Raw genomic sequence first — 23,927 nt, 5'->3', positions numbered from 1 at the left:
TCATGACGACCGCGGAGCAGATCGACCGCACCGCCGAACCGAGCGGCACCGGATGCCAGGAGTGCGACGCCACGGGCAGCTGGTGGGTGCACCTCCGACGGTGCGCCGCGTGCGGACATGTCGGGTGCTGCGACTCGTCGTTGAACCGTCACGCCACCGCGCACTTCCGTGCGACCGGCCACCGCTACATCCAGAGCTTCGAACCGGGCGAGGCGTGGTGGTGGGACTACGAGTCTTCGACCGAGGTGCACGGCCCGCCGCTTGCGCCCCCGACGACCCATCCCGCCGATCAAAGCGTGCCGGGACCCGCCGAGCGGCTGCCGGCGGATTGGGAGGAGCGGCTCGCAACCGCCCCGGGTGATGAAGGATGAGCGAACCGTTCCCGCGTCTCGCGGTCTCCGACTGGCAGGACACCCGCGAGACGCTGCACATGTGGTTGCAGATCGTCGGCAAGATCCGCATGGTCTCATCGCCCCCGGTCAACCACTGGTGGCACGTCACCTCGCGCCTCTCAGCCCGGGGACTCACCACCGGCGCGTTCTCGAGCGAGAGCGGTCTGCTCGACCTGGAGTTCGATTTCGTCGGGCACCGGTTCGTCACCCGCTGCAGCGACGGCCGCGAGAGGACGATGCCGTTGGCAGGGATGTCGGTCGCCGACTTCTTCGGAGAGGTGTCGGAGACGCTCCGTGACCTGGGTGCCCGGGTCGAGATCCACGCCTCACCGAACGAGGTGGAGGTCGCGATCCCCTTCGCGATCGACACCGCCCACGCGACGTACGTGCCCGAGCACGCTCATGCCTTCTGGCAGCAGTTGATCTATGCACAGCGGCAGCTCGAGGCGTTCCGCGCCGAGTTCCGCGGCAAGAGCAGCCCCGTGCATTTCTTCTGGGGTGCCCTCGACCTGGCCGTCACGCGGTTCTCGGGTCGCCCGGCCCCCCTCCACCCCGGGGGAGCGCCGCACTGCCCTGACGACGTCATGCGCGAGGGCTACTCCGACGAGCTGAGCAGCGCCGGGTTCTGGCCTGGCGGGGGCGACGAGGGCGCGTTCTACTCGTACGGCTACCCCGTTCCCGAGGGCTTCGCGGATGCCGCGGTGCCCGAAGGCGCGTTCTTCAGCGCTGAGCTGGGTGAGTTCTTGCTGCCCGCCGAGCGGGTGCGCACGGCTGACGACCCCGACGGGCTCGTGCGAGAGTTCCTCCGCGCTACGGCGCGGGCGGCGGCGGAACTCGGCGAGTGGCCGCGGGGGCGCGAGGTGGGGTGAGTCGCCGTCGAGTGAAAGCGACCCTCCCCACCGGCGCGGCGTGAAACGCTGGGGGCACCATGACCGACTCCACCCCCGCCGATCGCCTCCGCACAGCCCTCGAGCACCCCGACGCGTCCGCCCGGCTGCAGGCCGCGCTCGCCGCGGGGACGCGTCCGCACGACGACTACGTCGCCGAGCTCGTCGCCCGGTGCGCGGTCGAGGGTGACTTCTTCGTGCGCGACATGCTCACGTGGGCGCTGACCCGGCACGATCCCTCTCAGGCTGTGGCGGCGCTCATGCCCGAGGTGGGATCCGACGTGCCGCAGGCGCGCAGCCAGGCGCTGCACACGCTGTCGAAGATCGGCGATCCCGCCGCGTTCGCGGTGATCACGCCGGCGGTGCTGCGCGACCGGCACCCCGAGGTGGCGCGGGCGGCATGGCGCACGGCATCCGGTCTCGTCCCCGACGACGCCCACGAGAGCCTCGCCGAGGAGCTCGCGACCCAGTTCGGCCGCGGCGACCACGACACCCAGCGCAGTCTCAGCCGGGCGTTCGCGGCCATCGGGTTCCGGGCCGAGCCGGTGATCGCGCGGGCGGCGGCCTCGCCCTACGACGTGGTCAGCGCACACGCGCGGGCAACGGCGATCGTCATGGACGACCCCGACACCGAGTTCGCCGAGGCCGTCGTCGAGGCGCGACGGGTGGTCGCGCAGCGAGCGATCCCGGCGGAGGGCTGAGCCGGGCTCGAAGAGCCGCCGAGACGCCGGGGCCGCAGGTCAACCCCCACCCCTTTCAGTATTCTCCGGAGCGCGGGGGAGTACCTTCACGGAAGGTCTGCGCGACTCCACGTGCTCAGGTCGGCTCCAACGGTGTCGTCGACGGGTGCACGGTCGCGCTCGGGAACGGCACGGGAGGCGATCGCCATCAGCACGATGACCGTTCCCGTCGCGCCTCCGATGGCGGCCGCCCCCGGCCCGCTCGACCGCGTGCGCAACCTGCCCTCGCTCACGGGCCTGCGGTGGGCGACGGCGCTGCTGATCTTCGGCCACCACCTCATGGCGGTGAATTACTTCGGCGGCAACGCCGGCGTCGCGTGGGGCGTGGTGTTCGAGGCCGGCAAGACCGGCGTGACGCTGTTCTTCATCCTGTCGGGCTTCGTGCTCGCCTGGGGATATCGCCCGCAGCAGACCGCCCGCTCGTTCTGGTGGCACCGCGTCGCGCGCATCTACCCGCTGCACGTCGTGGGCGTCGTCCTCGCGCTCATCGCCGCGGCGACCCTCGTTCCCGAGATCCGCACCGACGGAGCCGCGCCCCTCGTCGCCAACGTCCTCCTCGTCAACGGGTGGGTGCCCGACTGGTGGCAGGCGGGCAACCCCGCGAGCTGGTCGCTCGTGTGCGAAGCCTTCTTCTATCTCGGCTTCCCGTTCCTCATCCGCCCCCTCGTGAGGGCCTCGAACCGGATCCTCACGGTCGTGGCCGTGGCATCCCTGGTGCTCGTCGCGCTGGCTCCGCAGATCGCCGCCTTCGCGCCGGGCGTGCTGTCGTCGGCATCCACCCCGCTCCTGCGCCTGCCCGAGTTCGTCATCGGCATGACCCTTGCTGTGATGATGAAGCGGGGGGAATGGATGCCGCTGCGCCTCGGCATCGCGGTGCCCCTGGCCGTCGCCGGCTACGCGCTGTCGGAGGCGCCGATGGTGCCGGGCACCGACATCCACCCGGGGCTCGCCGCCACCGTCGGCTTCTACGCGCTGTTGGTCGCCTCCCTCGCGAACGCCGACGCACGAGGACGCTCGACGTTCCTCGCCCGGCCGCTGTGGCAGGAGCTCGGGCGGGTGTCGTTCGCGTTCTACCTCGTGCACCTGCTCGTCATCGCGTCGGTGTCGTCGGGCTGGCCCGACGGGCACCCCGAACTTCCCTGGCGGCAGGCGGTGCCGCTGGCGCTCGCCGCATTCGGCATCGCCCTGGCCATCGCGTGGGCGATGCACAAGCTGGTCGAGATCCCCGCGCAGCGGTGGCTGCTGCGGTACGACCGGTCGCGCAAGGCGTCGACGCGCGAGGCCGTCGCGGCACACTAGGCGCGTCCACCCGGGTCCTCGTTCCCGCGCCGGCCGGTCCCGGGTGTCCTTGAGGTCGCCGTCGTCCGGTGGCTAGGCTCGCCGGATGTTCTCGGGACTCGCTGGACCGCACCTGCTCATCATCGTTCTGACGTGGGGTGTCACCCTGGCGGTGATCGGAGCCGTCCTGTATCTCGTGGTGCGCCTCGCCGTGCTGCACGCGCTGAAGGCGCACACGCGGTGGGTCGACGGCGGCAAGGGCTGACCCCCCTTGCGTTGCGGCGTCGACGCCGGGCGCGGCTCCGTGTCTCCACATCACGGCAAGTGTTCCGAAAGTGAGACAACCGTGACCAGCCTGCGAGCCGCCTGATCGACGCAGCCGAGACGATCATGCGGACCTGAGGCGACACGCCCGGCCCACCCGCTCTTCAGCAACGCTTCGGTACGATGCCCCGTGCCCGAAACACAACTGCTCCCCGAACGCGATGCCGCGCGGTCGACCGCCATCGACCCCGCCGAGCTCGAGATCGCGTTGCGCGTCATCGACGCGGCGTCCTCGCTCGACCACGACGACCCCGCCTACATCGCCCTGCGCCGCCAGACCGGCAAGCTCTACAAGGACGTCAAGCGGCAGTCGCGCAAAGAGAAGCGTCAGCGCATCGCCGACGCCGATCGCGCGGTCGTCGCCGCCACCGCCACCGGCGCCGCCGATCGCATCGACGACGAGACCCGCGGCATCCCGCTGGCCGCCCGCACCTCGATGCCGTTCGCGGGCGAGCTGATCAAGGCGCGCGCCTGCTACATCTGCAAGCAGGACTACACCCTGGTCGACGCGTTCTACCACCAGCTCTGCCCCGACTGCGCCTCGTCGAGCCACGAGAAGCGCGACGCCCGCACCGACCTCACCGGTCGCCGGGCCCTGCTCACCGGCGGTCGCGCCAAGATCGGCATGTACATCGCGCTGCGGCTGCTGCGCGACGGCGCGCACACGACCATCACCACGCGCTTCCCCCGCGATGCCGTGCGCCGCTTCTCGTCGCTGCCCGACAGCGCCGAGTGGATCCACCGCCTCACGGTCGTCGGCATCGACCTGCGCGACCCCGCCCAGGTGATCGGACTCGCCGACTCGGTGGCATCCGCGGGTCCGCTCGACATCCTGATCAACAACGCCGCGCAAACCGTGCGGCGCTCGCCGGGCGCGTACAAACCCCTCGTGGATGCCGAACTGGCACCGCTCCCCGACGGGCCGCTGCCCGAGTTGCTCACCTTCGGCCACACCAACGACGCCCACCCGCTCGCGCTCGCGCAGTCGGTGTCGGCGCACCCGATCCTCGCGTCGGCGGCGCGCACGGCCGACGAGCTCACCGCCGAAGCCATGGCGGCCGGCTCCTCGTCGCTCGAACGCCTTCTGACCGGAACGGCGATCGACGCGGGCGGACTCATCCCCGACGAGGACCGCATCAACAGCTGGACGCAGCACGTCGACCAGGTCGAGCCGCTCGAGATGCTCGAGGTGCAGCTGGCCAACATGACCGCGCCGTTCCTGCTGGTCAGCCGCCTGCGCCCGGCGATGGCGGCCTCCACCGCCGAGCGCAAGTACATCGTCAACGTCTCGGCGATGGAGGGCGTGTTCGGCCGCGGCTACAAGGGCCCCGGGCATCCGCACACGAACATGGCCAAGGCCGCGCTGAACATGCTCACGCGCACGAGCGCCCGCGAGATGTTCGAGAACGACCGCATCCTGATGACGGCGGTCGACACGGGCTGGATCACCGACGAGCGCCCGCACTTCACCAAGGTGCGGCTCGCCGAGGAGGGCTTCCACGCCCCGCTCGACCTCGTCGACGGCGCCGCCCGCGTGTACGACCCGATCGTGCGCGGCGAGGCCGGCGAAGACCTGTTCGGCGTCTTCTTGAAGGACTACCGCAAGAGCTCCTGGTGAGCTGACGCGCCCGGCGCGCCTGCTCGCGGGGTCGCGTCCGCTCCCACTGGGCGCGCCTCTTCCCCTCCTGAGTGTCCGAAACACCCGGACGATTCCTCGAGACGTCTGGGTGTTTCGGACACTCGAGGTGGGTGTCGGGTCGCGGGGCATGGTGAGTGTCCAGGATGCGCCGCGTCCGGCGCCCGCGAACGGCGTGTACCGCGACCGCGTGCGGCGTGTTGTGGACTCTCGAGGTGGGTGTCGGGGTGCGGGGCATGGTGAGTGTCCAGGATGCGCCGCATCCGGCGCCCGCGCACGGCGTGTTGTGGACACTCGAGGTGGGTGTAGGGGTGCGGGGCATGGTGAGCGTCCAGGACGCGCCGCGTCTGGCGCCCGCGTGCGGCGTGTTGTGGACTCTCGAGGTGGGTGTCGGGGTGCGGGGCATGGTGAGCGTCCAGGACGCGCCGCGTCCGGCGCCCGCGTGCGGCGTGTTCTGGACACTCAACAGGGGGTGCGACGCCCGCGCGAGGCCGCCGGGCGCGGAAGCGCCTCAGCCCGCGGGTAGGAAGTACTCGCGCGCCAGCGGGGCGATCTCGAGCCCGGATGCCGTGGCGGCGGTGACCCAGCGGAGCTCCGCGATCTCGGCATCCGGGATCGGCTGCTGGTCACCGATGTCGACGCGGAACACGTCGGCGACCACCTCGAAGCCGGGCTCGTTCGCGGCGCTCGCGGTGAAGCGACCGAGGGGCTCGAGGTGCTCGGGTGCGACGCGCAGGCCGACCTCCTCGGCGAGCTCGCGCGCGAGGGTCTCGGCGGGCGTCTCGTCGGGCTCCGGCTTGCCGCCGGGCTGCATGAACGCCGTCGTGCCGGCCTTGCGCACGACCAGCAGCCTTCCGTCGGCGTCGGTGATCACCGCGGCCGAGACGTGGATGCGGCGCGGGGTGATGGCATCCGGGGTCACAGCGGCACGGTAGCACTCGCGGCCGTTGCGCCAATGGCGAGGCTCGCCCCGTCTCACCGGGGGGGGGGTCGGGAGACCCGCCCGGCACGCGAAAGGCCCCGAAATGACGCGATCGTGCGCAATACAACGTGCATCACCGTCGTTTCCTTGCGCTCCGTGGGCGTTTCACGGCATCCTCGACAAGGAGGTTGATCGCGTGATGACGAAGACGTTGGCGGCGGTAGTGGTGGCATTCGCGCTCGGGGCTCCCCTGGCCGCGCACAATGCCCCGGCGGGGGAATCGACGGGCGACTCGTTGCTCATCTCGGTCGAGATCCCCGCCCGTACCGGTGCCCCGACGCCCCCGCCGACGACGGCACCCACCGCGACCCCGTCGCCGACGGTGGTCCCCACCTCCTCGGCGTCGCCCGCTCCGACGTCCACCGCGAACCCCGCGCCGGCCGGCCCGGGATCGGATGCCGCGAACCCCCGGCCCGGCGCGCTTCCGGCCACGGGCGGCGAGATCGCCGTCGGCGCCGCCGTGCTCGCCCTCCTGGCGCTCGTCGCCGGGCTCGTCATCCGCGCTCGTCGGCGCCGCAGCGTCTGAGGCGGGGTGCGGCGGATCCACTGATTCGCCGTCGAGGTTCCGCGGGGGCCGCACAGGTGCCGAGGAATACACTGGAACCCATCCATTCCGCTCTTCGGGGACCCTCCGTGACCTCTTCCTCCACACCGCGCGCCTTCGACGTTCGCCACCTGCAGCTGGCGCGCGCCGCCTTCGCGGCGCTCGCGGCCGTCATGGTCACCTTCTCGTCCGACCACTCCGCCCCCCTCGGGCTCGGGGTGTTCAGCGGTTTCGCGCTCGCCACGGGCCTCGTTTTCGCGCTCGCCGCGTGGCTGGTGTTCCGCCCCGAGGAGCGCATGATTCCGGTGCTCCTGGCATCCGTCTCGATCCTCGCCGGCCTCGTGTCCAGCGTCGGCGCGTGGCGCACGACCGGCGTCTTCTTCGGCGTCGTCATCGCGTGGGCTCTCGTGTCGGGGCTCATCGAATTGCTCGGAGCCCTGCGCGACCGCAAGGCGGGGCGCACCGCGGGAGTGCGCGACGGAGTGCTCATCGGCATCCTGGGCATCGTGCTGGCGGCCGTGCTGCTGCTCACCCCGATGCAGTACGCGCTCGACTACGACATCACCGGTGCGGGATCGTTCACATTGACCGGCATCACCATCGCCGTGGGACTCTTCGGCGGATACGCGGCGGTCGTCGCCGTGTTCCTCGCGATCGCGGGCTTCTCGCCGCGCCGCCCCGAGCCCGTAGCGGCCGTATCCCCTGAGGAGGCCGCGTCGTGACCGACAAGCCCACCACGCGCAAAGACCTGATGAAGCCCGTCCAGCTGCTGGGCCTGGCCTTCATCGCCGCCCTGTTCGCCGGTTTCGTCACCCTGATGTCGATGGGGTTCTTCCAGTCGCGCCCCGCCGACCAGATCCAGAACGCCCTGATCGTCGCGCTCGTCGCGGCCGGAGCGACGTTCATCGTCGTGCTCGTCAGCGTCGCCCTCATGCTGCTCGCCGTCGACCCGGCCAAGGTCACCGCGACGGTCGATCGTCCGCTGCTCCTCCCCAAGGACGCTCCGGATGCCACCGCCTCCGGCACCTCCACGTCCGGCCCCGCCGCAGGGGCTACGGCCACCGACGCCGCGGCTCCGGGACAGCCCGCGCGGCCGACGGCCGACACGCCTGACGACGACGCGGCGCCGAAGGCCTGACACCGGTCCTCACGCGGACTGCACGGGTGCGTCCGCCGGTGCGAAGTGCGCGGTGCGGCGCGGGTCGACGTCGTCCCTGACAGATCGCGCTGTGCCCGGTGCCTGATGCCTGTGGCGCTGTGGCGCTGTGGCGCTGTGGCGCTGTGGCGCTGCGGCGCTGTGGCGCTGCGGTGATGGGCGGAGGTGATACTGCGAGCGGAGGACTGCGCGGGCGGTGTGGTCCTCCCCTCGCCGAATCTCCTCCCGTCCGCACCGGATTCGCGGAACGCAGGCTCGCGGTCCGGGCTCGGCCACGTAGGTGGATCCGTGTCTTGCCGTATTCCAGACCGGCCGCGCTCCGGGTTCACCGGGCCGCGCGATATGCCGCGCCCGGGTTCCGCGGGCCACGGCGACGGCAATGAGCGGAGGGGATGCCGAGAGCGGAGGACTGCGCGGAGCGTTGTGGCCCTCCCTTCGCCGGATCTCCTCCCGTCCGCACCACGTTCCGCGGCCGAGCCCCGCGCTGCGTGTGTCGCAGGCGACCGACCGCCGCGCTCCGCCTGCCATCGGCGATGCTCCGCAACGGAAGACCCGCGGCTGCGGGAGCGAGGTCAGGCGCGGCGCGGGTCGATCATGGTCATGCCCGCGGGTGAGGCGGTATCCATGGTCGGCAGGAGTTGCGCCGCCTCGCCGAGGCCGACGACCCGCTCGACGAGCTCTTGGGGGCGGAGGGCGCCGCTCTCGATGAGCGAGAGCATCTCGGGGTAGTCCACCGCGGCCATGCCGTGGCTGCCGAGCAGGTCGAGCTCCCACGCGATCACGCGGGCCATGGGCATCGCGCTCATGCCGTCGGGCGTGGGCAGCAGCCCGATCTGCACGTGGCGACCCCGTCGACGCAGGCTCAGCACGGCGTCGCGCGCCGTCTGGGCGCTGCCCACCGCGTCGACCGATACGTGGCCGCCGCCGCCGGTGAGCTCGTGTACGGCCGCGGCGATGTCCGACCCGTCGGCCGTGAGCGTGTGCTCGGCGCCCAACCGCTTCGCGGCCTCGAGCGCCGCGGGAGTGCGGTCGACGGCGATCACGCGGGCGCCGAGGGCCGCGCCGATCATCACCGCGCTGAGGCCCACACCTCCCGCGCCGACCACCGTGATCCACTCGCCGGCCTGCACACGCGCGCGGCCGGTGAGCGCGCGGTAGGCGGTGGCGAAGCGGCATCCGAGGGCCGCCGCCGCCTCGAACGAGACGCCGTCGGGGATGCGCACGACGTTCGTGTCGGCGGCGCGCAGGGCGACCCGCTCGGCGAAGCTCCCCCACTGGGTGAAGCCGGGCTGCTGCTGGTCGGGGCACACCTGCGCGTTGCCGCTCAGGCACCACTCGCACGCCCCGCACCCCATGACGAAGGGGACCGTGACCCGGTCGCCGACCTGCCAGCGCTGTACGCCGGCGCCCACCTCGACGATCACGCCCGCCAGCTCGTGGCCGGGAACGTGCGGCAGGGCGACGTCGTCGTGACCGACCCAGGCGTGCCAATCGCTCTTGCACAGGCCCGTCGCGTGCACCTCGACGACGACCCCGTCATCGGGAACGCTCGGCGCCTCCACATCGCGCACCTCGAGGGGTTCGGCGAGGGCGTCCATGATCATCGCGCGCATGGCATCCATTCTGCTGCCCTGTGGTCCTCCCGCAGGCGCGCGCGAGGCGCTCGTCAGTCACGTTCGGGGAACGCGCAGCCGTGCCCGTGTCCGCGGGGAGCACCGTCCGGCCGCAGAACGACGCCCGCCCCGGCCGCGCAACGGGGAGTCGCGGGCCGGGGCGGGCGTCCCCCGTCAGCGGCAGCTGGATGCCGCGATCGGCACGGTCTGCACTCCTCGCGCATCTCCGGCCGACGTGGTGACCGTCACCGCGCCACCGTCGATCGCGGCGGCGCGCGTCGCCTGGGCGACGGAGGTGGACGATCCGGGCTTCATCGCCGTCAGGGTCTTGCGACCCCAGGGCGAGGCGACGTCGACGTCCACGGGCATCGTCTCGTCGTTGCGCACGGTGGTGACGACCGTGACACGACCCGCGATGCAGCGCGACGACACCGTGGCCGACACCTTCGGGGGCACCACGACCTCGGGCACGACGATCTCGGGGATCTTCAGGTACGACGCCGGGGTCGCGAACGTCAGCCGCAGCCCGGTGGCGCGCACCGGCTCGAACGTCAGGACGGTCTTGGCGTTGTTGACGACCGCCGGCGCGGTGCCGGTCGGCGACACCGGGGTCCACGTGCCGTCCGCGGTGCGGTACTCAGCGGTCACGCCGGTGATCTTGCCCTCGGTGTTCGTGAACTCGACACCGCCGATGCCGTGCGTGCTGTCGGTGGTGAGCGTGAAGACCGCGTTGTCCTTCAGGGCGGCGTCGGTCCAGGTCGACCACGAGGTGCTCCGGCGTCCGTCGCAGGCGAGGCCGGGCGTCATGGTCTCGTAGCGGGTCTGCCAGAACGACGCGGTCACCACGGCATCGGATGCGCGGCAGACGTTCGGCACGCCGGCCTCGCCCCAGATGGACACCTCCGCGATCGACTGCCACGTGTTCGTCTGCGTGGTCATCCGCAGGCGCAGGGCGCTCATCGGAGCGAGCGCGCGCGTGTCGAGGGTGACCACGGGCGCGGGCTTCGCGGCATCCTGAACGACGGTCGCGGCCACCTGCGAGGGGACCCAGGCGCCGCTGGCGTCGCGGTATTGCACCTCGATGCGCGAGGGCCACGTCGCGGTGGGGCCGTCCTTGTAGGTGTCGACCACGATCGAGTCGACGGCGCGGGCGGTGTCCCACTCGAACGCCAGCCAGCTGTCGCGCGGGTAGCCGCTGCCCGACCAGTCGTCCCAGCCCTTGGAGACACGGCCGTCGATCACGGTGCGGGCGAGGTCGTTGCGGTGGGATGCCGACACGGCGGCCTCGGGCGCGATCTGCGCGATGCCGGGTTCGGCCACGTCGACGGTGCGGGTGAAGGTGCGACCCGCGGTGAAGTCGGCGTCAGCGGCGAGGGTGCCCGTGAGGGTGCGGGTACCGAGGCGTCCGGTGTCCAGCGACGACCAGGTGACCGCGACATCCGTGCGGCGCCCGTCGACCTCGACCGAGACCGTCGACGGCAGGGTGGCGGTAGCGCCGCGGCGCACGCTGTCGGGGAGGCGGTCGTCGACGACCTTCCACGTGCCGTGGCCGAAGCCCTTGTCATCCCAGTACGAGGCGTCCCAGCCTGCGCCGTAGCGCGCGGGGTCCTCGGCCGCGGGGTTGTGCATCTCGAGGCGCCCGTTCTCACCCACGGTGAGGGGGAGCCAGACGTAGGTGGAGTCGGACTTGCCCTCGTTCCAGCGGTCGCCCATGTAGACGAACTTGCCGGGCTCCAGCTCGAACACGTTCGTGGTCTGCGAGCCGAACGTCGTACGTCGCGCGTCGCCGATCGAGAGCAGTCCGTCGCCTCCGTCGGGGATGGAGTTGTACAGCACCGTCTCGTTGACGTCGTTCGCCTCGATGCCGCGGATCCACGTGCCCATGAGGTTCTGCGTCGTGTAGTAGGTCTGCGGGTTCGGCGCCCAGCCGGTCGCCCCCGACGTCACGACGCTGTACGTGCCGTCGCGCTTGAAGATCGCCGGGGCCTCGAGGTGGCCGCACTCCTTGACGATCTGGAAGTCCTCGCCGCGCACCGGCGCCTCGGGGGTGCCGTCGGCGAAGACGTAGGGGTAGCGGCCGTCCTCGGAGTACTGGTTCACGTCGAGGGTGTCCGTGCCGGTGGTGTGGGTGACGTTCGTGTACGAATCGTCGAGCTCGGCGACGTAGAGGCTGTAGTTCTCTTCCGACGAGTACGAGATGTACGCCTTGCCGTCGTCATCCTGGAACACGGTCATGTCGCGCGCCTGGCCCGGCACCGCGTATTGCGTGCAGGCCTGGTAGTTCGTGCGGTTGGGCATGCGGAAGGCTCCGGTCATGCGGAACGGACCCGCGGGGGAGTCCGACACGGCCACAGCCGCCATGGAGCGCGCGTAGGTGCTGCCGCCGGGCTCGATGCGCCCGTCGGCGTGCCACCACATGACCCACTGGTCGGTCTGTTCGTTGTGCAGCACCTTCGGGCGCTCGAAGATCGCGGTGTAGTCGGAGTCGCGTGTGGAGTTCAGGTGGTACGCGAGCGCATCGATCTTCCCGGTGCGCGGCTGGCCGTTCTCGTCGACCGTGTCGTACAGCTCCTCGAAGTAGGGGGTGAGCAGGTCGTCGCGGGTCGAGATGCTGCGCAGCGCGTCGCCCATGTTGGTCCAGTTCATGGCATCCGTCGACCGGTACACGGCGACGCCCGGGCTGTCCCAGTAGCCCTTCGTGCGGTCTTCGCCGTACCAGTAGTAGACGGTCTGGCCGTCTTCCTCGGTGGTCACGACTTGGCCGCCGTGCGCCTGGATGTGACGCCCGTCGGTGTCGTACCACTTCGGCTGGAAATAGTCGGCGGCGCTCGCGCCGGGGTCGGCGAGGGGCTGGAACGCGTCGTACGTGATCGGCGTCGTGATGCGCGGCACGCCGTCGTTCGGGTCGGTCGGCACGCCCGTGGCGGCGGTGGCCGAGAGGGGGGATGCCAGGGCTCCGGCCAAAACGGCGGCCGTCGCGGCCGCGAGGAGGCGGCGTGCGGTCAGGGGGCGTCGATGCGTCATCGCGTCTGTTCCGATCCGCGCCGCGACGATGCGACGCACGGGCGACCCGAAGGTCTGGGGGATGTTGACGTCAACACACTACGGGGATGCGCGGGCGTGAGTCCAGCCTCATCTCGGCCCGCGCACGCGTGGGTGTCCGAGACGCGCCGCTGCGTCGCGCCAGGTACGGCGTGCCCTGGGCACTCGACGGCGAGGCTCCGGGGTGTGGCGCGCGCGTCGAAGCGCTGTTGAGTGTCCAAGACTCGCCGATGCGTCGAGCGGGATGCGGCGTGTTCTGGACACTCAACGAGGTGACGGTGCGATGCGCCAGCGTGGCGCCCGGGGAGAGGCGGGCCTACAGCGCGTCGACCACCCGCGACGCGAGGCCCGCGTAGGCGGCGGGCGTTAGGGCGAGCAGGCGCTCTTTCGCGGCATCGCCGATGTCGAGTCCGCGCACGAACTCGGCCAGCTCGGGGGCGCCGACGCGGCGGCCGCGCGTGAGGTCCTTCAGCAGGCCGTAGGGATCCGTGATCTGCGAGCGACCGGCCGCGATCTCGGCGCGCACCACGGTCTGGATGGCCTCGGCGAGCACCTCCCAATTCACGTCGAGGTCGGCGAGCAGCACGTCTTCGGCGAGCGAGATCTCGGTGAGGCCGCGCCGCAGGTTGTCGAGCGCGAGCAGCGAGTGACCGAACGCGACGCCGATGTTGCGCTGCGTCGTGGAGTCGGTCAGGTCGCGCTGCAGACGGCTGGTGACGAGGGTGGATGCCAGCGTGCTGAACAGTCCGCCGGCGATCTCGAGGTTGGCCTCGGCGTTCTCGAAGCGGATCGGGTTGATCTTGTGCGGCATCGTCGAGGAGCCGGTGGCACCCTCGACGGGGATCTGGGTGAAGTACCCGAGCGAGATGTAGGTCCAGATGTCGGTGGCGAGGTTGTGAAGGATGCCGCCTGCGTGACGCGCGCGGTCGTACAGCTCGACCTGCCAGTCGTGCGACTCGATCTGCGTGGTGACCGGGTTGAAGCCCAGCCCCAGCGACTCGATGAACGCCCGCGTCAGCTCGGGCCAGTCGACGTCGGGCTCGGCGGCGACGTGCGCCGACCAGGTGCCCGTGGCGCCGGAGAACTTCGCGAGGTACTCCCCGGCCTCCAGCTGACGGATGACGCGCTCGAGGCGCCACGCGAAGACGCCGATCTCTTTGCCCATGGTGGTGGGCGTGGCGGGCTGGCCGTGCGTCCGCGAGAGCATCGCCGCGTCGCGGTGCTGCACCGCCAGTTCGGCGAGGGCCGCGGTGACGGCGCGGAGCTTGGGCAGCCAGACGCGCTCGACCGCGCGCTGCACGGTGAGGGCGTAGGCGGTGGAGTTGATGTCTTCGCTCGTGCACGCGAAGTGCGTCAGCTCGGCGAGGCCGGTCAGGCCGAGGGTGTCGAGACGGTCGCGCACGAGGTACTCGACGGCCTTCACGTCGTGACGGGTGACGGCCTCTTTCGCGGCGAGCCAGGCGATCTCGTCGGCGCCGAACTCCTCGTACAGGGCGCGGAGGCGCGTCCGGTCCTCGTCGGACACCGGCGAGGTGCCGAACAGGGAACGGTCGGTCAGGGCGAGCAGCCACTCGACCTCGACCTCGACGCGGGCGCGGTTCAACCCCGCCTCCGACAGGTAATCGCCGATCTCGGACACGGTGGCGAAGTACCGACCGTCGAGCGGGCTGAGGGGCTGCGGAGGCAGAGAGGACACGGGTCTCCCGGGGGTCGCGCGAACGGATCAGCCCGCGGAACGGATGGCGGGCTCGAGCTGTCGGAACAGGGCTCGGCTTGCGCGTTCGATCATACCGAGCACCTCGTCGAACATCGGGGCCCCCGCGTAGTACGGGTCGGGGACGTCGAGGGTCTCGGCATCGGGGAGGAACGACTGCAGCAGGGCGATCTTGTCGGCGTCGTCGTCGCTCTGCGCCCACCCGCGGAGCACCCGTTCGTGACTGCGATCGAGCGCCACGACGAGGTCGTTGCGCGTGAAGTCGACGTACTGGAACTGCCGCGCGCGATGCGCCGCACCGTCGTAACCGAGACGGTCGAGGGCCGCGATCGTGCGGTGGTCTGCGCGCTCGCCGACGTGCCAGTCGCCGGTCCCCGCGGACGTCGAGGAGACGTGCGCGCCGAGGCCCGCGGTCTCGGCGAGACGGCGGAAGACCACCTCGGCCATCGGAGACCGGCAGATGTTCCCGCTGCACACGAACACGACGCGGAAGGGCGCGTCGGCACTCGCGGTCATCCCTCCATCATGGCGGGGACGCTGCGCGTCCGCACCCGTCGATTCCCGACGGAGGACGCTGGGCTTCGTCTCGGACGAAGGATGCCGAGCCCGTCGACGCCTCCGGATGCGTGCACGTCTCGGTCCCTTCGACAGGCTCAGGGACCTGGGGTGCCAGGGACCTGTGCCGCACGCGCGTCGTGTCCGTCAGGGACCTCGGCCGTAACGCGCGGGCGCCGTCAGCCGCGCTCGCGCTCCTCGCGACGCGGGCGCAGGATGCCGCCGAGCACGGCGTTGATCACGCCGATGAGCAGGGCGGCGACCACCGTCAGCCAGAACTCGCCGGTGCGAAGGCCCCAGTCCCAGTTCTCGGTGATGACCGCGGTCAGCCACAGCAGGAACCCGTTGATGATCAGCGAGATCAGCCCGAGGGTGAGGATGTAGAGAGGAATCGCCACGATCTTCACCACCGTGCCCACGATGGTGTTCACGAGCGCGAAGATCAGGCCCACCAGCAGCAGCGTGAGCAGCACCTGCAGCCACTCGCCGGGGGCGAAGGGGATGAGGCGCACCTGGAGCGCGGGCAGAAGCGTGACGATCCAGATGGCGAAGGCGTTGACGGCAACGCGGACGACGAAGCGCATGCCCCCACCTTGGCACGCGCGCCGGCCCCGTGTCAGGGCGTCGCACTGTGGAGGAGGGGCTGACGGAACCGGGGGCCCCGCGGTTAGGCTCGCGGGGTGAGCGAACAGCCGGTCCTGCCCCGTATCCGTCCCGAGATCGCCGCCCTGCCGGCGTACCGACAGGGTCGACAGGCCAGCCCCGACGCCTTCAAGCTCTCGAGCAACGAGAACCCCTACGAGCCCCTTCCCGGCGTGCTCGAGGCGGTCCACGCCGCGGGTGCCTTCAACAGATACCCGGATGCCACGGCGGCACGCCTGCGCGAACGACTCGCCGCGCGCTACGGCGTCTCGCCCGACGAGGTGCACGTCGGCGCCGGCAGCGTCTCGCTGCTCGCGCAGCTGCTGCTGGCGACCTCGGGACCGGGCGACGAGGTCGTGTACGCGTGGCGCTCGTTCGAGGCATACCCCTCGCTCGTCGCGGTGACGGGAGCGGCGAGCGTGCAGGTGCCGCTCACGGCCGAGGCGCGGCACGACCTGCCGGCCATGGCCGCCGCCGTCACCGAGCGCACGCGTCTGGTGATCGTGTGCAGCCCCAACAACCCCACCGGCCCGACCGTCGGCTATGACGAGTTCGCGGCGTTCATCGACGCCGTGCCGCGCGATGTGCTCGTCGTGCTCGACGAGGCGTACGCCGAGTTCGTCACCGACCCCGACTCCGTCGAGGGCGGACGCGTGCGCGCCGTGCTCGACCGACCCAACATCGTCGTGCTCCGCACCTTCTCGAAGGCCTACGGCCTCGCGGGTCTGCGCGTCGGCTACGCGATCGGCAACGAGGCGGTGCTGAACGCCGCCCGCAGCACCGCGATCCCCCTGTCGGTCACGGCCGCCGGCGAAGCAGCGGCGCTGTCGAGCCTGGACGCCGAGAGCGAGCTGCTGCACCGCGTCGCCCTGATCGCCGAGCGGCGCGACCGTCTGGTCGACCGCCTCCGCGCGGCCGGGTGGGACGTCCCCGACGCGCAGGGCAACTTCGTCTGGCTCGCCGCGGGGGAGCGCACGCTCGAGGTCGCGGCGGCGTTCGAGGCGGCGGGCCTCATCGTGCGCCCGTTCGCGGGCGACGGCATCCGCATCTCCATCGGCGAGGAGGAGTCGCTGGAGCGCGTCGTCGAGGTCGCCGCGGCTCAGCGCTGACGCGGCACGCCGGTCACCGCCGGTGCTGTACCGGGTGGCTTCGACAGATTCAGCCACCTCTGGAAGCGGTCCCTGCGTTCTCCGAGGTCCCTGAGCCTGTCGAAGGGACCGGACGCCGGCCGGGTCGACCGTCGTCATCCGTTTGTCTGACGTCAACGGCGGATTCCGTCATCCGTTGTGCACCTCATGCGGTCGTGAGCATGGGTCGGGCGTTAGCGTGGGGGAATGACCCCGCTCGACGATCCCGCTCTCGTGCGCGTTCTGGCAGCCGATGGCACGCTGGCGCCCACGCCCGCGGCCGAGCGCTACCTGCCGCTCATCGACGCCCTGACCGACGCCGAACTCGAGACGTTCTATCGCGACATGGTCTCGATCCGCGCGTTCGACGTGCAGGCGACCAACCTGCAGCGACAGGGTCAGCTGGCGCTGTGGCCCCCGTCGTTCGGGCAGGAGGCCGCCCAGGTGGGCTCCGCTCGCGCAGCACGCGCGCAGGACCACATCTTCCCCTCGTACCGCGAGCACGTGGTCACCCGCATCCGCGGCGTCGATCCGATCGACATCATCCGTCTCATGCGCGGACTCACCCACGGCGGGTGGGACCCGACGGATCCCAAGAACGGCAACACGCACATCTACACGCTGGTCCTCGGCGCGCAGACGCTGCACGCCACGGGTCTGGGCATGGGGCTGGTGTTCGACGGCAAGGCCGGATCGGGCGACCCCGACCGCGACGAGGCCGTCATGGTCTACTACGGCGACGGCGCGTCGAGCCAGGGCGACGTTCACGAGGCGATGGTCTTCGCCGCGAGCTTCCAGACCCCGCAGGTGTTCTTCCTGCAGAACAACCAGTGGGCCATCTCGGTCCCCGTCGCGACGCAGTCGCGATCGCCGCTGTACAAGCGCGGTGAGGGCTACGGCATCCCGAGCCTTCAGGTCGACGGCAACGACGTGCTCGCCAGCTACGCCGTGACGAAGACCGCCCTCGACGAGGCGCGGGCCGGAAGCGGCCCCCGCGCGATCGAGGCGATGACGTACCGCATGGGCGCGCACACCACGAGCGACGACCCCACGAAGTACCGCACCTCCGACGAAGAGAAGGCGTGGGCCGGGCGTGACCCGATCGCCCGCATGCGCACCTACCTCGAGGGTCGAGGCGCGCCGCAGCAGTTCTTCGACGACGCGGATGCCGAGGGTGCCGCGCTCGCCGACGACGTGCGCGTGCGCACCAACGAGCTGGGCACGATCCCGCGCGGCCACATGTTCGAGAGCGTCTACTCCGAGGCGCACGCGCTCATCGAAGCGGAGCAGCGCTGGCTCGACGACTACGAGACGTCGATGGACGGGGGCGCCCAGTGACCGAGAACCTTCCGATCAGCCGGGCTCTGAACGCCGGGCTCCGCCGCGCGCTCGAGACCAACGACCGTGTGCTGCTCATGGGCGAGGACATCGGCCCGCTCGGCGGCGTGTTCCGCGTGACCGAGGGTCTGCAGAAGGACTTCGGTCCGCGTCGCGTGATCGACTCCCCGCTGGCGGAGTCGGGCATCGTCGGTACCGCGATCGGTCTCGCGATGGGCGGATTCCGCCCCGTGCTCGAGATCCAGTTCGATGGGTTCGTCTTCCCCGCCTTCGATCAGATCACCTCGCAGCTGGCGAAACTCACGAACCGCCACGAGGGCGCTCTGCAGATGCCCGTCGTCATCCGCATCCCCTACGGCGGGCACATCGGCGCGGTCGAGCACCACCAGGAGAGCCCCGAGGCGTACTTCACGCACACCCCGGGTCTGCGCGTGGTGAGCCCCTCGAACGCGAACGACGCGTACTGGATGATCCAGCAGGCGATCGACTCGCCCGACCCGGTCGTCTTCTTCGAGCCCAAGGCGAAGTACTGGCAGAAGGGCGAGGTCGACACCGAAGCCCCCGCGCTGCCGCTGCACGCCAGCCGCATCGTGCGCCGCGGCACCGACGTCACCCTCGTCGGCCACGGCGCGATGGTGACGACCCTGCTGCAGGCGGCCGCGCTCGCGGAGAGCGAGGGCACGAGCTGTGAGGTCATCGACCTGCGGTCGCTGTCTCCGGTCGACTACGGCCCGCTGCTCGACTCCGTGCGCCGCACCGGCCGCATGGTCTACGCGCAGGAGGCGCCGGGCTTCACCTCGCTCGGCTCCGAGATCGCCGCGACCGTCATGGAGAAGGCCTTCTTCGCACTCGAGGCACCCGTGCTGCGCGTCTCGGGCTTCGACGTGCCCTTCCCGCCCGCGAAGCTCGAGGGCACCTACCTGCCCGACGCCGACCGCATCCTCGAGGCCGTCGACCGGTCTCTCGCCTACTGACCCGCACCCCTCCGCCTCGCCCGAGCATTCCGTCGCGGCGACCCCGGTGACAAGCTGGCTTCCGAGCAAAGGACACACCGTGACCGATCAGACGTTCGTTCTCCCCGATGTCGGCGAAGGCCTCACCGAGGCCGAAATCGTGCAGTGGCGTGTCGCCCCCGGTGACACCGTCGCCGTCAACGACGTGATCGTCGAGATCGAGACCGCCAAATCGCTCGTCGAGCTGCCCTCGCCGTACTCGGGCACGGTCGGCGAGCTGCTGGCATCCGAGGGCACGACCGTCGAGGTCGGATCGCCCATCATCACGATCGGATCGGCGGATGCCACGGCTTCGGCGCCCTCGGCCCCGACCACCGTCCCCGAGCCCAGCGATCCGGGCGGTGCCGTGCTCGTCGGCTACGGCACGGGAGGTGCGGTGTCGTCGCGGCGCCGCAAGCCCGCGGAGCGTCCGGTCGCGGCATCCGTCGGTGTGGTCGCCAAGCCCCCGATCCGCAAGCTCGCGCGCGATCTCGGCGTCGACCTGTCGGCGGTGACCCCGAGCGGTACCGCCGGGGAGGTCACCCGCGACGACGTGGTGAAGCACGCCGAGCAGGCCAGCGTCTTCCGCAACATCGAGACGCCCGCGTGGGGCGACGTGCGCGAGGAGACGATCGAGGTCTCCGCTCCCGCCGCGCCCGCGCCGGCGGCATCCGCTCCCGCTCCGGCCGCTCAGACCGCTGACGCCCGCGAGGAGTCGATCCCCGTCCGGGGCGTGCGGAAGGCCACCGCCAACGCGATGACCTCGAGCGCGTACTCGGCCCCGCACGTGTCGGTGTGGGTCGACGTCGACGCGTCGCGCACCATGGAGCTCGTCAAGCGCCTCAAGGCCTCGCCCGACTTCGCCGATGTGAAGATCTCGCCGCTGCTGATCATGGCCCGCGCCGTCATCTGGGCCCTTCGCCGCACGCCCATGATCAATGCCGCGTGGGTCGACACCGACGCCGGCGCGCAGATCAGCGTGCGCCACTACGTCAACCTCGGCATCGCCGCCGCGACACCGCGCGGCCTGCTCGTGCCGAACATCAAGGACGCGCAGGGCATGAACACGCGCGAGCTCGCCAAGGCGCTCGAGCACCTCACGCTCACCGCCCGCGAGGGCAAGACGAGCCTCGCCGACCAGTCCGGCGGCACGTTCACGATCACCAACATCGGCGTGTTCGGCGTGGATGCCGGTACCCCGATCATCAACCCGGGCGAGGCCGGCATCATCGCCCTCGGCGCGATCCGTCAGAAGCCGTGGGTCGTCGACGGCGAAGTGCGCCCCCGCTGGGTCACCACGGTCTCGGGTTCGTTCGACCACCGCGTGGTCGACGGCGACGGCATCTCGCGGTTCATCGCGGATGTGGCATCCGTGCTGGAGGAGCCGGCGCTGCTGCTGGACTGATCCCGGGCGGCGACGCCCGCCTGCGCTACGCGATCCGCTCGGACGCATCCGCGGCGAGCAGCGACGCCATCACGGGGACGAGCTGCCGGGCGGCCGACCGCGGGTGCTCGAGGTGCCACTGGTACGCCCAGACCGGCACATCGCGGTGCCGCACGGCCTCGATGGTGCCGTCCGCGGCGCGAGCCGTGGCATCCAGGCCCTCTCCGAGGCGGTCGACCGACTGGTGATGGCTGCACAGGAGCTCGCCGGACGTCGAGATCGGATCGGGCCGCTCGAAGCGGACGCCGGTCGCGACGAACGGGTCGCACTCGGAGCGGCGGTGGCCCGAGATGTCCTGGTGCAGGGTGCCGCCGAACGCGACGTTGACGAGCTGCATGCCGCGGCAGATGCCGAGCAGCGGCCGACCGGCGGCGACCGTGTCGCGGATCACGGCGAGCTGCGCCTCATCGGCGACCGGGTCGTACGCCGACCAGTGCGGCCGGAGGTCGGTCGAGCCGTAGGCGCGCGGGTCGACGTCTTCCCCGCCGAGGATGACGACGACGTCGGCGTGACGGGCGGCGTCGAGAAGCGTCTCGAGGGGCCGTTCGGCTGCGGGGTGCAGCGCCACCGTCCACCCGGCGTCGCGGAGGGCGGTGACGGCGCCGTCGTTGAGGTCGTCGAGGAGCGCCTGGTAGCGCGGGGCGTCGGGACGGGTGTCGCGGATGTGGAACAGGGCGGCGGTCGGCATCGTGATCCTCGGGGAAGCGTGAGAGCTCCAGGATGCCAGGATGCCGCCTAGGTGGCAGTGCCGAGGGGCGAGCCGCCGATGACACTGATGCGCGACGACGCCGACACCTTCATCGCTGCTCTCGACCGCGTCCGGCGGCGCGTCCGGCGCTCACGGTCAGTCGTCGTCGTCCCCGTCGTCGTCGACGTCGTCATCCGGGCCGTCGTCGTCATCGTCGTCGTCTTCGGCGGGGGCGACCGGCACCGGAGCCGGAGGCTCGACCGGCTGCGGCGCGGGCGGGGCGACCGGCTGCGGGTCCGCCGGGACGGCGGGTTGTTCCGGGGCCGGGGCCGCCTGCTCGGTGGGGACCGCCGACGGGTCGACGACCGGCGTCGGCGACGGCGACGGCGTGGCCGGAGCGGGGCCGCCGGTGAGCGTGCCGCCCGGGAGCACCCGCTCGGTCGCGGTGCGCGGCTCGAAGGCGGTGGCCACGGCGGCGGTCGCACCGATCGCCCCGAAGGCGGCGACGGCGATGAGGGCGGTGCCGATCCAAGCGCGACGAGACATTCGAGGACTCCATCCGTGGTGAGGTGATTCGAGCCTGTCGCCCGCCCGTAAGGCGGCGCGAAGACGATCGTGAGAGCCTTCTTATTTCGAGGGGTCGGGGGTCACGGCCCCGGCATACTGAAGCGCATGGGAACGGCGCCCGCCTCTGCGACGGGCGGCGGGTGGACCGTTCGAACGCGCATCGTCGTGGTCATCACCGTGGTCGCCGCGATCGGCCTGATATCGGTCGGCGCCGCCGTCTACCTCGTCGAGCGCACGCGCATCCTGGCCGCCGTCGACACCCGACTGGAGGCCGCACTCGAGTCGGCGCGCGCCCTGGTCGCCACCGGTGACGGAGACGGGGCCTGGCCGTCGTCGACCGCGGCCCTCGAAGCGACGGTGACGCGCATCAGCCCCGACGACAACACCGGGGCCCTCGGCGTCATCGACGGCGCCGCGGCCTTCATCCCTGGAGTGCCGCTCGACGTCGACCTGCAGTCCGCACCCGGATTCGTGCCCCACGTCACCTCGGTGGCCCAGGGCGATCCCGTCATCGGCACGTACGCCGAAGAGGGGGTCGCCTGGCGCTACCTCGCCGCACCGATCGCGGTCGACGGATCGCCGCCGCCGTCTCCGGTGATGTTCATCACGGCCTACGACCTCGAGGGCGAACTCGCCGAGATCGACGACGCCGCCCGCGTGTATCTCGTCGCCGCGGCGATCGCGCTCGTCGTCATCGCGGCCAGCGCGGGCCTCGTCGCCGCCCGACTGCTCCAACCCCTTCGCCGCATGCGCGAGACGGCGGCCCGCGTCTCGGCACGCTCCCTCGCGGAACGGCTGCCGGTCGAGGGCAATGACGACGTCAGCGCGCTCGCCGCGACCATGAACGACATGCTCGACCGCCTCGACAGCGCGCTCGGGGCGCAGCGCACGCTGCTCAGCGACGTGGGGCACGAGTTGAAGACCCCCGTGACCATCGTGAGCGGTCACCTCGACGTGATGGACGTGGACGATCCCGCCGACGTGCGCTCCACCCGTGAGCTCGTGCTGGACGAGCTGGGGAGGATGGGGCGCCTCATCCAGGACCTCACCCAGGAAGCGGCCCTGCGCGGACCCAGCCCGCTCCGTCCTCAGGCGACCGACATGGCCGCCCTCGTCGAGCAGATCGTCGTCAAGGTGCGCGGCATCGACGGGGCGTCGGTGCGGCGGGGGCCGGTCGCCCCGATCCACGCGGTCGTGGACCGCGCGCGGATCACGCAGGCGCTGCTGCAGCTCGCGCAGAACGGCGTGAGCCACGGCGGCGGAGATCTCGTGCTGGGGGTCCGCTCGCGGGGAGAGACGATGGAGCTCTTCGTGCGCGACCACGGCCCCGGGGTCCCCGTCGACGAGCGCGAGCGCATCTTCGAACGGTTCCACCGCGGAGCGGCCGACGACGGACGCGGCGGCAGCGGCCTCGGTCTCAACATCGTGGCCGCCATCGCCCACAACCACGGCGGCGTCGCCACCGTGCGGGACCCGGTGAACGGCCCGGGTGCCGAGTTCGTGCTCACGATCCCGATCGTCGCCGACACCCCGCCCGACTCCGTCCCCCCGCGACCGCCGCCGCCCCGCGGCATCCCCGCACATGATCGCCCGGAGGGCTGACGTGGCATCCATCCTCATCGTCGACGACGAAACCCGCATCTCGTCCTTCATCGACAAGGGCCTGCGCTCGGCGGGCTACGCCACCCGCGTGACCGGCGACGGCCGCGAGGCCCTCGGGCTCGCCCTCTCGGGGGAGTTCGACCTCGTCGTGCTCGACGTCAACCTGCCCGGGATGACGGGATTCGAGGTGCTGGAACAGCTTCGCGGTTCGGGTTCCGCCGTGCCCGTCATCATGTTGACCGCCCGCGTCGAACTCGAGGACACCGTCGCCGGTCTCGAGGGAGGAGCCGACGACTACCTCGGCAAGCCGTTCCGGTTCGACGAGCTGGTCGCCCGCATCCGACTCCGCATCCGACGGGAACCGACGGCGAAGGGTCTGGAACTGCAGCACCGCGACATCGTGCTCGACGTGCGCCAACGCACCGCCTCGGTGGCGGGCAGGGAGATCGTGCTGTCGGCGCGCGAGTTCGCGCTCGCCGAAGAACTCGTGCGCCACCCCGGCCAGGTGCTGAGCCGCGAGCAGCTCCTCAGCCGGGTGTGGGGCTTCGACTTCGACCCCGGGTCGAACGTCGCCGACGTCTACATCGGTTATCTCCGCCAGAAGCTGGGCGCGGATCGCATCGAGACCGTGCGCGGCGCGGGGTATCGACTGGTGTGAGGGTGA

The 23,927-nt window shown here is 71.4% G+C and carries 23 protein-coding genes; 15 read left to right on the top strand and 8 right to left on the bottom strand.

Annotation, left to right across the window (positions count from 1 at the left end; all coding sequences use genetic code 11):
* Nucleotides 1-2: 2 nt before the first annotated feature.
* The 6 genes from QRO03_RS05975 (at nt 3) to QRO03_RS05950 (ending at nt 5,239) form a co-directional block, all read left to right on the top strand.
* On the top strand, nt 3-371 hold the full coding sequence (locus QRO03_RS05975; protein WP_285136607.1) for a UBP-type zinc finger domain-containing protein: 369 nt from the start codon (nt 3-5) through the stop codon (nt 369-371).
* Nucleotides 368-1,261: a DUF5996 family protein gene (locus tag QRO03_RS05970; protein ID WP_285136606.1), complete on the top strand. Its 894-nt coding sequence runs from the start codon at nt 368-370 to the stop codon at nt 1,259-1,261. Before QRO03_RS05975 ends, QRO03_RS05970 begins: the two co-directional genes overlap by 4 nt.
* Nucleotides 1,262-1,320: 59 nt before the next feature.
* Nucleotides 1,321-1,980 carry a HEAT repeat domain-containing protein gene (locus QRO03_RS05965; protein ID WP_285136605.1) on the top strand — a complete coding sequence of 220 codons (660 nt, stop codon included), beginning with the start codon at nt 1,321-1,323 and terminating at the stop codon, nt 1,978-1,980.
* Nucleotides 1,981-2,175: 195 nt separating this feature from the next.
* Entirely contained in the window at nt 2,176-3,318 is a 1,143-nt protein-coding gene (locus QRO03_RS05960) for an acyltransferase family protein (protein WP_285136604.1), read from the top strand.
* A gap of 85 nt (nt 3,319-3,403) precedes the next feature.
* Entirely contained in the window at nt 3,404-3,562 is a 159-nt protein-coding gene (locus QRO03_RS05955) for a hypothetical protein (protein ID WP_285136603.1), read from the top strand.
* 189 nt (nt 3,563-3,751) lie between these two features.
* Entirely contained in the window at nt 3,752-5,239 is a 1,488-nt protein-coding gene (locus QRO03_RS05950; protein ID WP_285136602.1) for an SDR family NAD(P)-dependent oxidoreductase, read from the top strand.
* 529 nt (nt 5,240-5,768) lie between these two features.
* Here the strand turns inward: QRO03_RS05950 and QRO03_RS05945 are convergent.
* Nucleotides 5,769-6,179, bottom strand: a complete 411-nt coding sequence (locus QRO03_RS05945; RefSeq protein ID WP_285136601.1) for an NUDIX hydrolase — start codon at nt 6,177-6,179, stop codon at nt 5,769-5,771.
* Between the two features lie 199 nt (nt 6,180-6,378).
* Here QRO03_RS05945 and QRO03_RS05940 point away from each other — a divergent pair, with 199 nt between their 5' ends.
* The 3 genes from QRO03_RS05940 (at nt 6,379) to QRO03_RS05930 (ending at nt 7,921) form a co-directional block, all read left to right on the top strand.
* Nucleotides 6,379-6,765 (top strand): LAVTG motif-containing sortase-dependent surface protein, encoded by a 387-nt coding sequence (locus QRO03_RS05940; protein ID WP_285136912.1) that lies wholly within the window; start codon nt 6,379-6,381, stop codon nt 6,763-6,765.
* 107 nt (nt 6,766-6,872) lie between these two features.
* Nucleotides 6,873-7,505: an acyl-CoA synthetase gene (locus QRO03_RS05935; RefSeq protein WP_285136600.1), complete on the top strand. Its 633-nt coding sequence runs from the start codon at nt 6,873-6,875 to the stop codon at nt 7,503-7,505.
* A complete protein-coding gene (locus QRO03_RS05930; RefSeq protein WP_285136599.1) occupies nt 7,502-7,921 on the top strand; it encodes an amino acid transporter in 420 nt (139 codons plus the stop codon). Before QRO03_RS05935 ends, QRO03_RS05930 begins: the two co-directional genes overlap by 4 nt.
* Nucleotides 7,922-8,511: 590 nt before the next feature.
* Here the strand turns inward: QRO03_RS05930 and QRO03_RS05925 are convergent.
* From QRO03_RS05925 to QRO03_RS05905, 5 genes are all read right to left on the bottom strand, one after another.
* Nucleotides 8,512-9,552 (bottom strand): zinc-dependent alcohol dehydrogenase family protein, encoded by a 1,041-nt coding sequence (locus QRO03_RS05925; RefSeq protein WP_285136598.1) that lies wholly within the window; start codon nt 9,550-9,552, stop codon nt 8,512-8,514.
* A 174-nt stretch (nt 9,553-9,726) separates the two neighbouring features.
* The gene (locus tag QRO03_RS05920; RefSeq protein WP_285136597.1) at nt 9,727-12,576 is read right to left on the bottom strand and encodes a discoidin domain-containing protein; all 2,850 of its coding nucleotides are present in this window, start codon (nt 12,574-12,576) and stop codon (nt 9,727-9,729) included.
* 334 nt (nt 12,577-12,910) lie between these two features.
* Nucleotides 12,911-14,290 carry an adenylosuccinate lyase gene (gene purB, locus QRO03_RS05915; RefSeq protein WP_285136596.1) on the bottom strand — a complete coding sequence of 460 codons (1,380 nt, stop codon included), beginning with the start codon at nt 14,288-14,290 and terminating at the stop codon, nt 12,911-12,913.
* Between the two features lie 27 nt (nt 14,291-14,317).
* On the bottom strand, nt 14,318-14,824 hold the full coding sequence (locus QRO03_RS05910; RefSeq protein ID WP_285136595.1) for a low molecular weight protein-tyrosine-phosphatase: 507 nt from the start codon (nt 14,822-14,824) through the stop codon (nt 14,318-14,320).
* 218 nt (nt 14,825-15,042) lie between these two features.
* Entirely contained in the window at nt 15,043-15,447 is a 405-nt protein-coding gene (locus QRO03_RS05905) for a phage holin family protein (RefSeq protein WP_285136594.1), read from the bottom strand.
* Between the two features lie 96 nt (nt 15,448-15,543).
* On the opposite strand from QRO03_RS05905, the gene QRO03_RS05900 reads away from it, so the two are divergent.
* From QRO03_RS05900 to QRO03_RS05885, 4 genes are all read left to right on the top strand, one after another.
* Entirely contained in the window at nt 15,544-16,614 is a 1,071-nt protein-coding gene (locus tag QRO03_RS05900) for a histidinol-phosphate transaminase (RefSeq protein ID WP_285136593.1), read from the top strand.
* 225 nt (nt 16,615-16,839) lie between these two features.
* Entirely contained in the window at nt 16,840-17,970 is a 1,131-nt protein-coding gene (locus tag QRO03_RS05895) for a thiamine pyrophosphate-dependent enzyme (protein WP_285136592.1), read from the top strand.
* Entirely contained in the window at nt 17,967-18,944 is a 978-nt protein-coding gene (locus QRO03_RS05890; protein ID WP_285136591.1) for an alpha-ketoacid dehydrogenase subunit beta, read from the top strand. The genes QRO03_RS05895 and QRO03_RS05890 overlap by 4 nt, the downstream gene beginning before the upstream one ends.
* A 79-nt stretch (nt 18,945-19,023) precedes the next feature.
* Nucleotides 19,024-20,367 carry a dihydrolipoamide acetyltransferase family protein gene (locus tag QRO03_RS05885; RefSeq protein ID WP_285136590.1) on the top strand — a complete coding sequence of 448 codons (1,344 nt, stop codon included), beginning with the start codon at nt 19,024-19,026 and terminating at the stop codon, nt 20,365-20,367.
* Nucleotides 20,368-20,392: 25 nt separating this feature from the next.
* On the opposite strand, the gene QRO03_RS05880 is transcribed toward QRO03_RS05885, so the two are convergent.
* Both QRO03_RS05880 and QRO03_RS05875 read right to left on the bottom strand, forming a co-directional pair.
* The gene (locus QRO03_RS05880) at nt 20,393-21,094 is read right to left on the bottom strand and encodes a gamma-glutamyl-gamma-aminobutyrate hydrolase family protein (protein WP_285136589.1); all 702 of its coding nucleotides are present in this window, start codon (nt 21,092-21,094) and stop codon (nt 20,393-20,395) included.
* 156 nt (nt 21,095-21,250) lie between these two features.
* On the bottom strand, nt 21,251-21,640 hold the full coding sequence (locus QRO03_RS05875) for a hypothetical protein (protein ID WP_285136588.1): 390 nt from the start codon (nt 21,638-21,640) through the stop codon (nt 21,251-21,253).
* A 126-nt stretch (nt 21,641-21,766) separates the two neighbouring features.
* On the opposite strand from QRO03_RS05875, the gene QRO03_RS05870 reads away from it, so the two are divergent.
* Nucleotides 21,767-23,263: a sensor histidine kinase gene (locus QRO03_RS05870; RefSeq protein ID WP_285136587.1), complete on the top strand. Its 1,497-nt coding sequence runs from the start codon at nt 21,767-21,769 to the stop codon at nt 23,261-23,263.
* Between the two features lies 1 nt (nt 23,264).
* Nucleotides 23,265-23,921: a response regulator transcription factor gene (locus QRO03_RS05865; protein ID WP_285136586.1), complete on the top strand. Its 657-nt coding sequence runs from the start codon at nt 23,265-23,267 to the stop codon at nt 23,919-23,921.
* The last annotated feature ends 6 nt before the right edge of the window (nt 23,922-23,927 follow it).

It is taken from the genome of Microbacterium sp. lyk4-40-TSB-66 (assembly GCF_030209475.1).
Classification (GTDB): domain Bacteria; phylum Actinomycetota; class Actinomycetes; order Actinomycetales; family Microbacteriaceae; genus Microbacterium.
The sequence above is the reverse complement of the archived record's forward strand: the minus strand, read 5'-3'. Positions and strand labels throughout refer to the sequence as shown.

Bases quoted from the DNA above. Each gene is read 5' to 3' on its own strand.
- QRO03_RS05975 (WP_285136607.1), top strand. From the start codon at position 3: ATGACGACCGCGGAGCAGATCGACCGCACCGCCGAACCGAGCGGCACC.
- QRO03_RS05925 (WP_285136598.1), bottom strand. From the start codon at position 9,552: ATGCGCGCGATGATCATGGACGCCCTCGCCGAACCCCTCGAGGTGCGC.
- QRO03_RS05880 (WP_285136589.1), bottom strand. From the start codon at position 21,094: ATGCCGACCGCCGCCCTGTTCCACATCCGCGACACCCGTCCCGACGCC.
- QRO03_RS05875 (WP_285136588.1), bottom strand. From the start codon at position 21,640: ATGTCTCGTCGCGCTTGGATCGGCACCGCCCTCATCGCCGTCGCCGCC.
- QRO03_RS05905 (WP_285136594.1), bottom strand. From the start codon at position 15,447: ATGCGCTTCGTCGTCCGCGTTGCCGTCAACGCCTTCGCCATCTGGATC.
- QRO03_RS05965 (WP_285136605.1), top strand. From the start codon at position 1,321: ATGACCGACTCCACCCCCGCCGATCGCCTCCGCACAGCCCTCGAGCAC.
- QRO03_RS05940 (WP_285136912.1), top strand. From the start codon at position 6,379: ATGACGAAGACGTTGGCGGCGGTAGTGGTGGCATTCGCGCTCGGGGCT.
- QRO03_RS05970 (WP_285136606.1), top strand. From the start codon at position 368: ATGAGCGAACCGTTCCCGCGTCTCGCGGTCTCCGACTGGCAGGACACC.
- QRO03_RS05955 (WP_285136603.1), top strand. From the start codon at position 3,404: ATGTTCTCGGGACTCGCTGGACCGCACCTGCTCATCATCGTTCTGACG.
- QRO03_RS05895 (WP_285136592.1), top strand. From the start codon at position 16,840: ATGACCCCGCTCGACGATCCCGCTCTCGTGCGCGTTCTGGCAGCCGAT.
- QRO03_RS05920 (WP_285136597.1), bottom strand. From the start codon at position 12,576: ATGACGCATCGACGCCCCCTGACCGCACGCCGCCTCCTCGCGGCCGCG.
- QRO03_RS05870 (WP_285136587.1), top strand. From the start codon at position 21,767: ATGGGAACGGCGCCCGCCTCTGCGACGGGCGGCGGGTGGACCGTTCGA.
- QRO03_RS05910 (WP_285136595.1), bottom strand. From the start codon at position 14,824: ATGACCGCGAGTGCCGACGCGCCCTTCCGCGTCGTGTTCGTGTGCAGC.
- QRO03_RS05960 (WP_285136604.1), top strand. From the start codon at position 2,176: ATGACCGTTCCCGTCGCGCCTCCGATGGCGGCCGCCCCCGGCCCGCTC.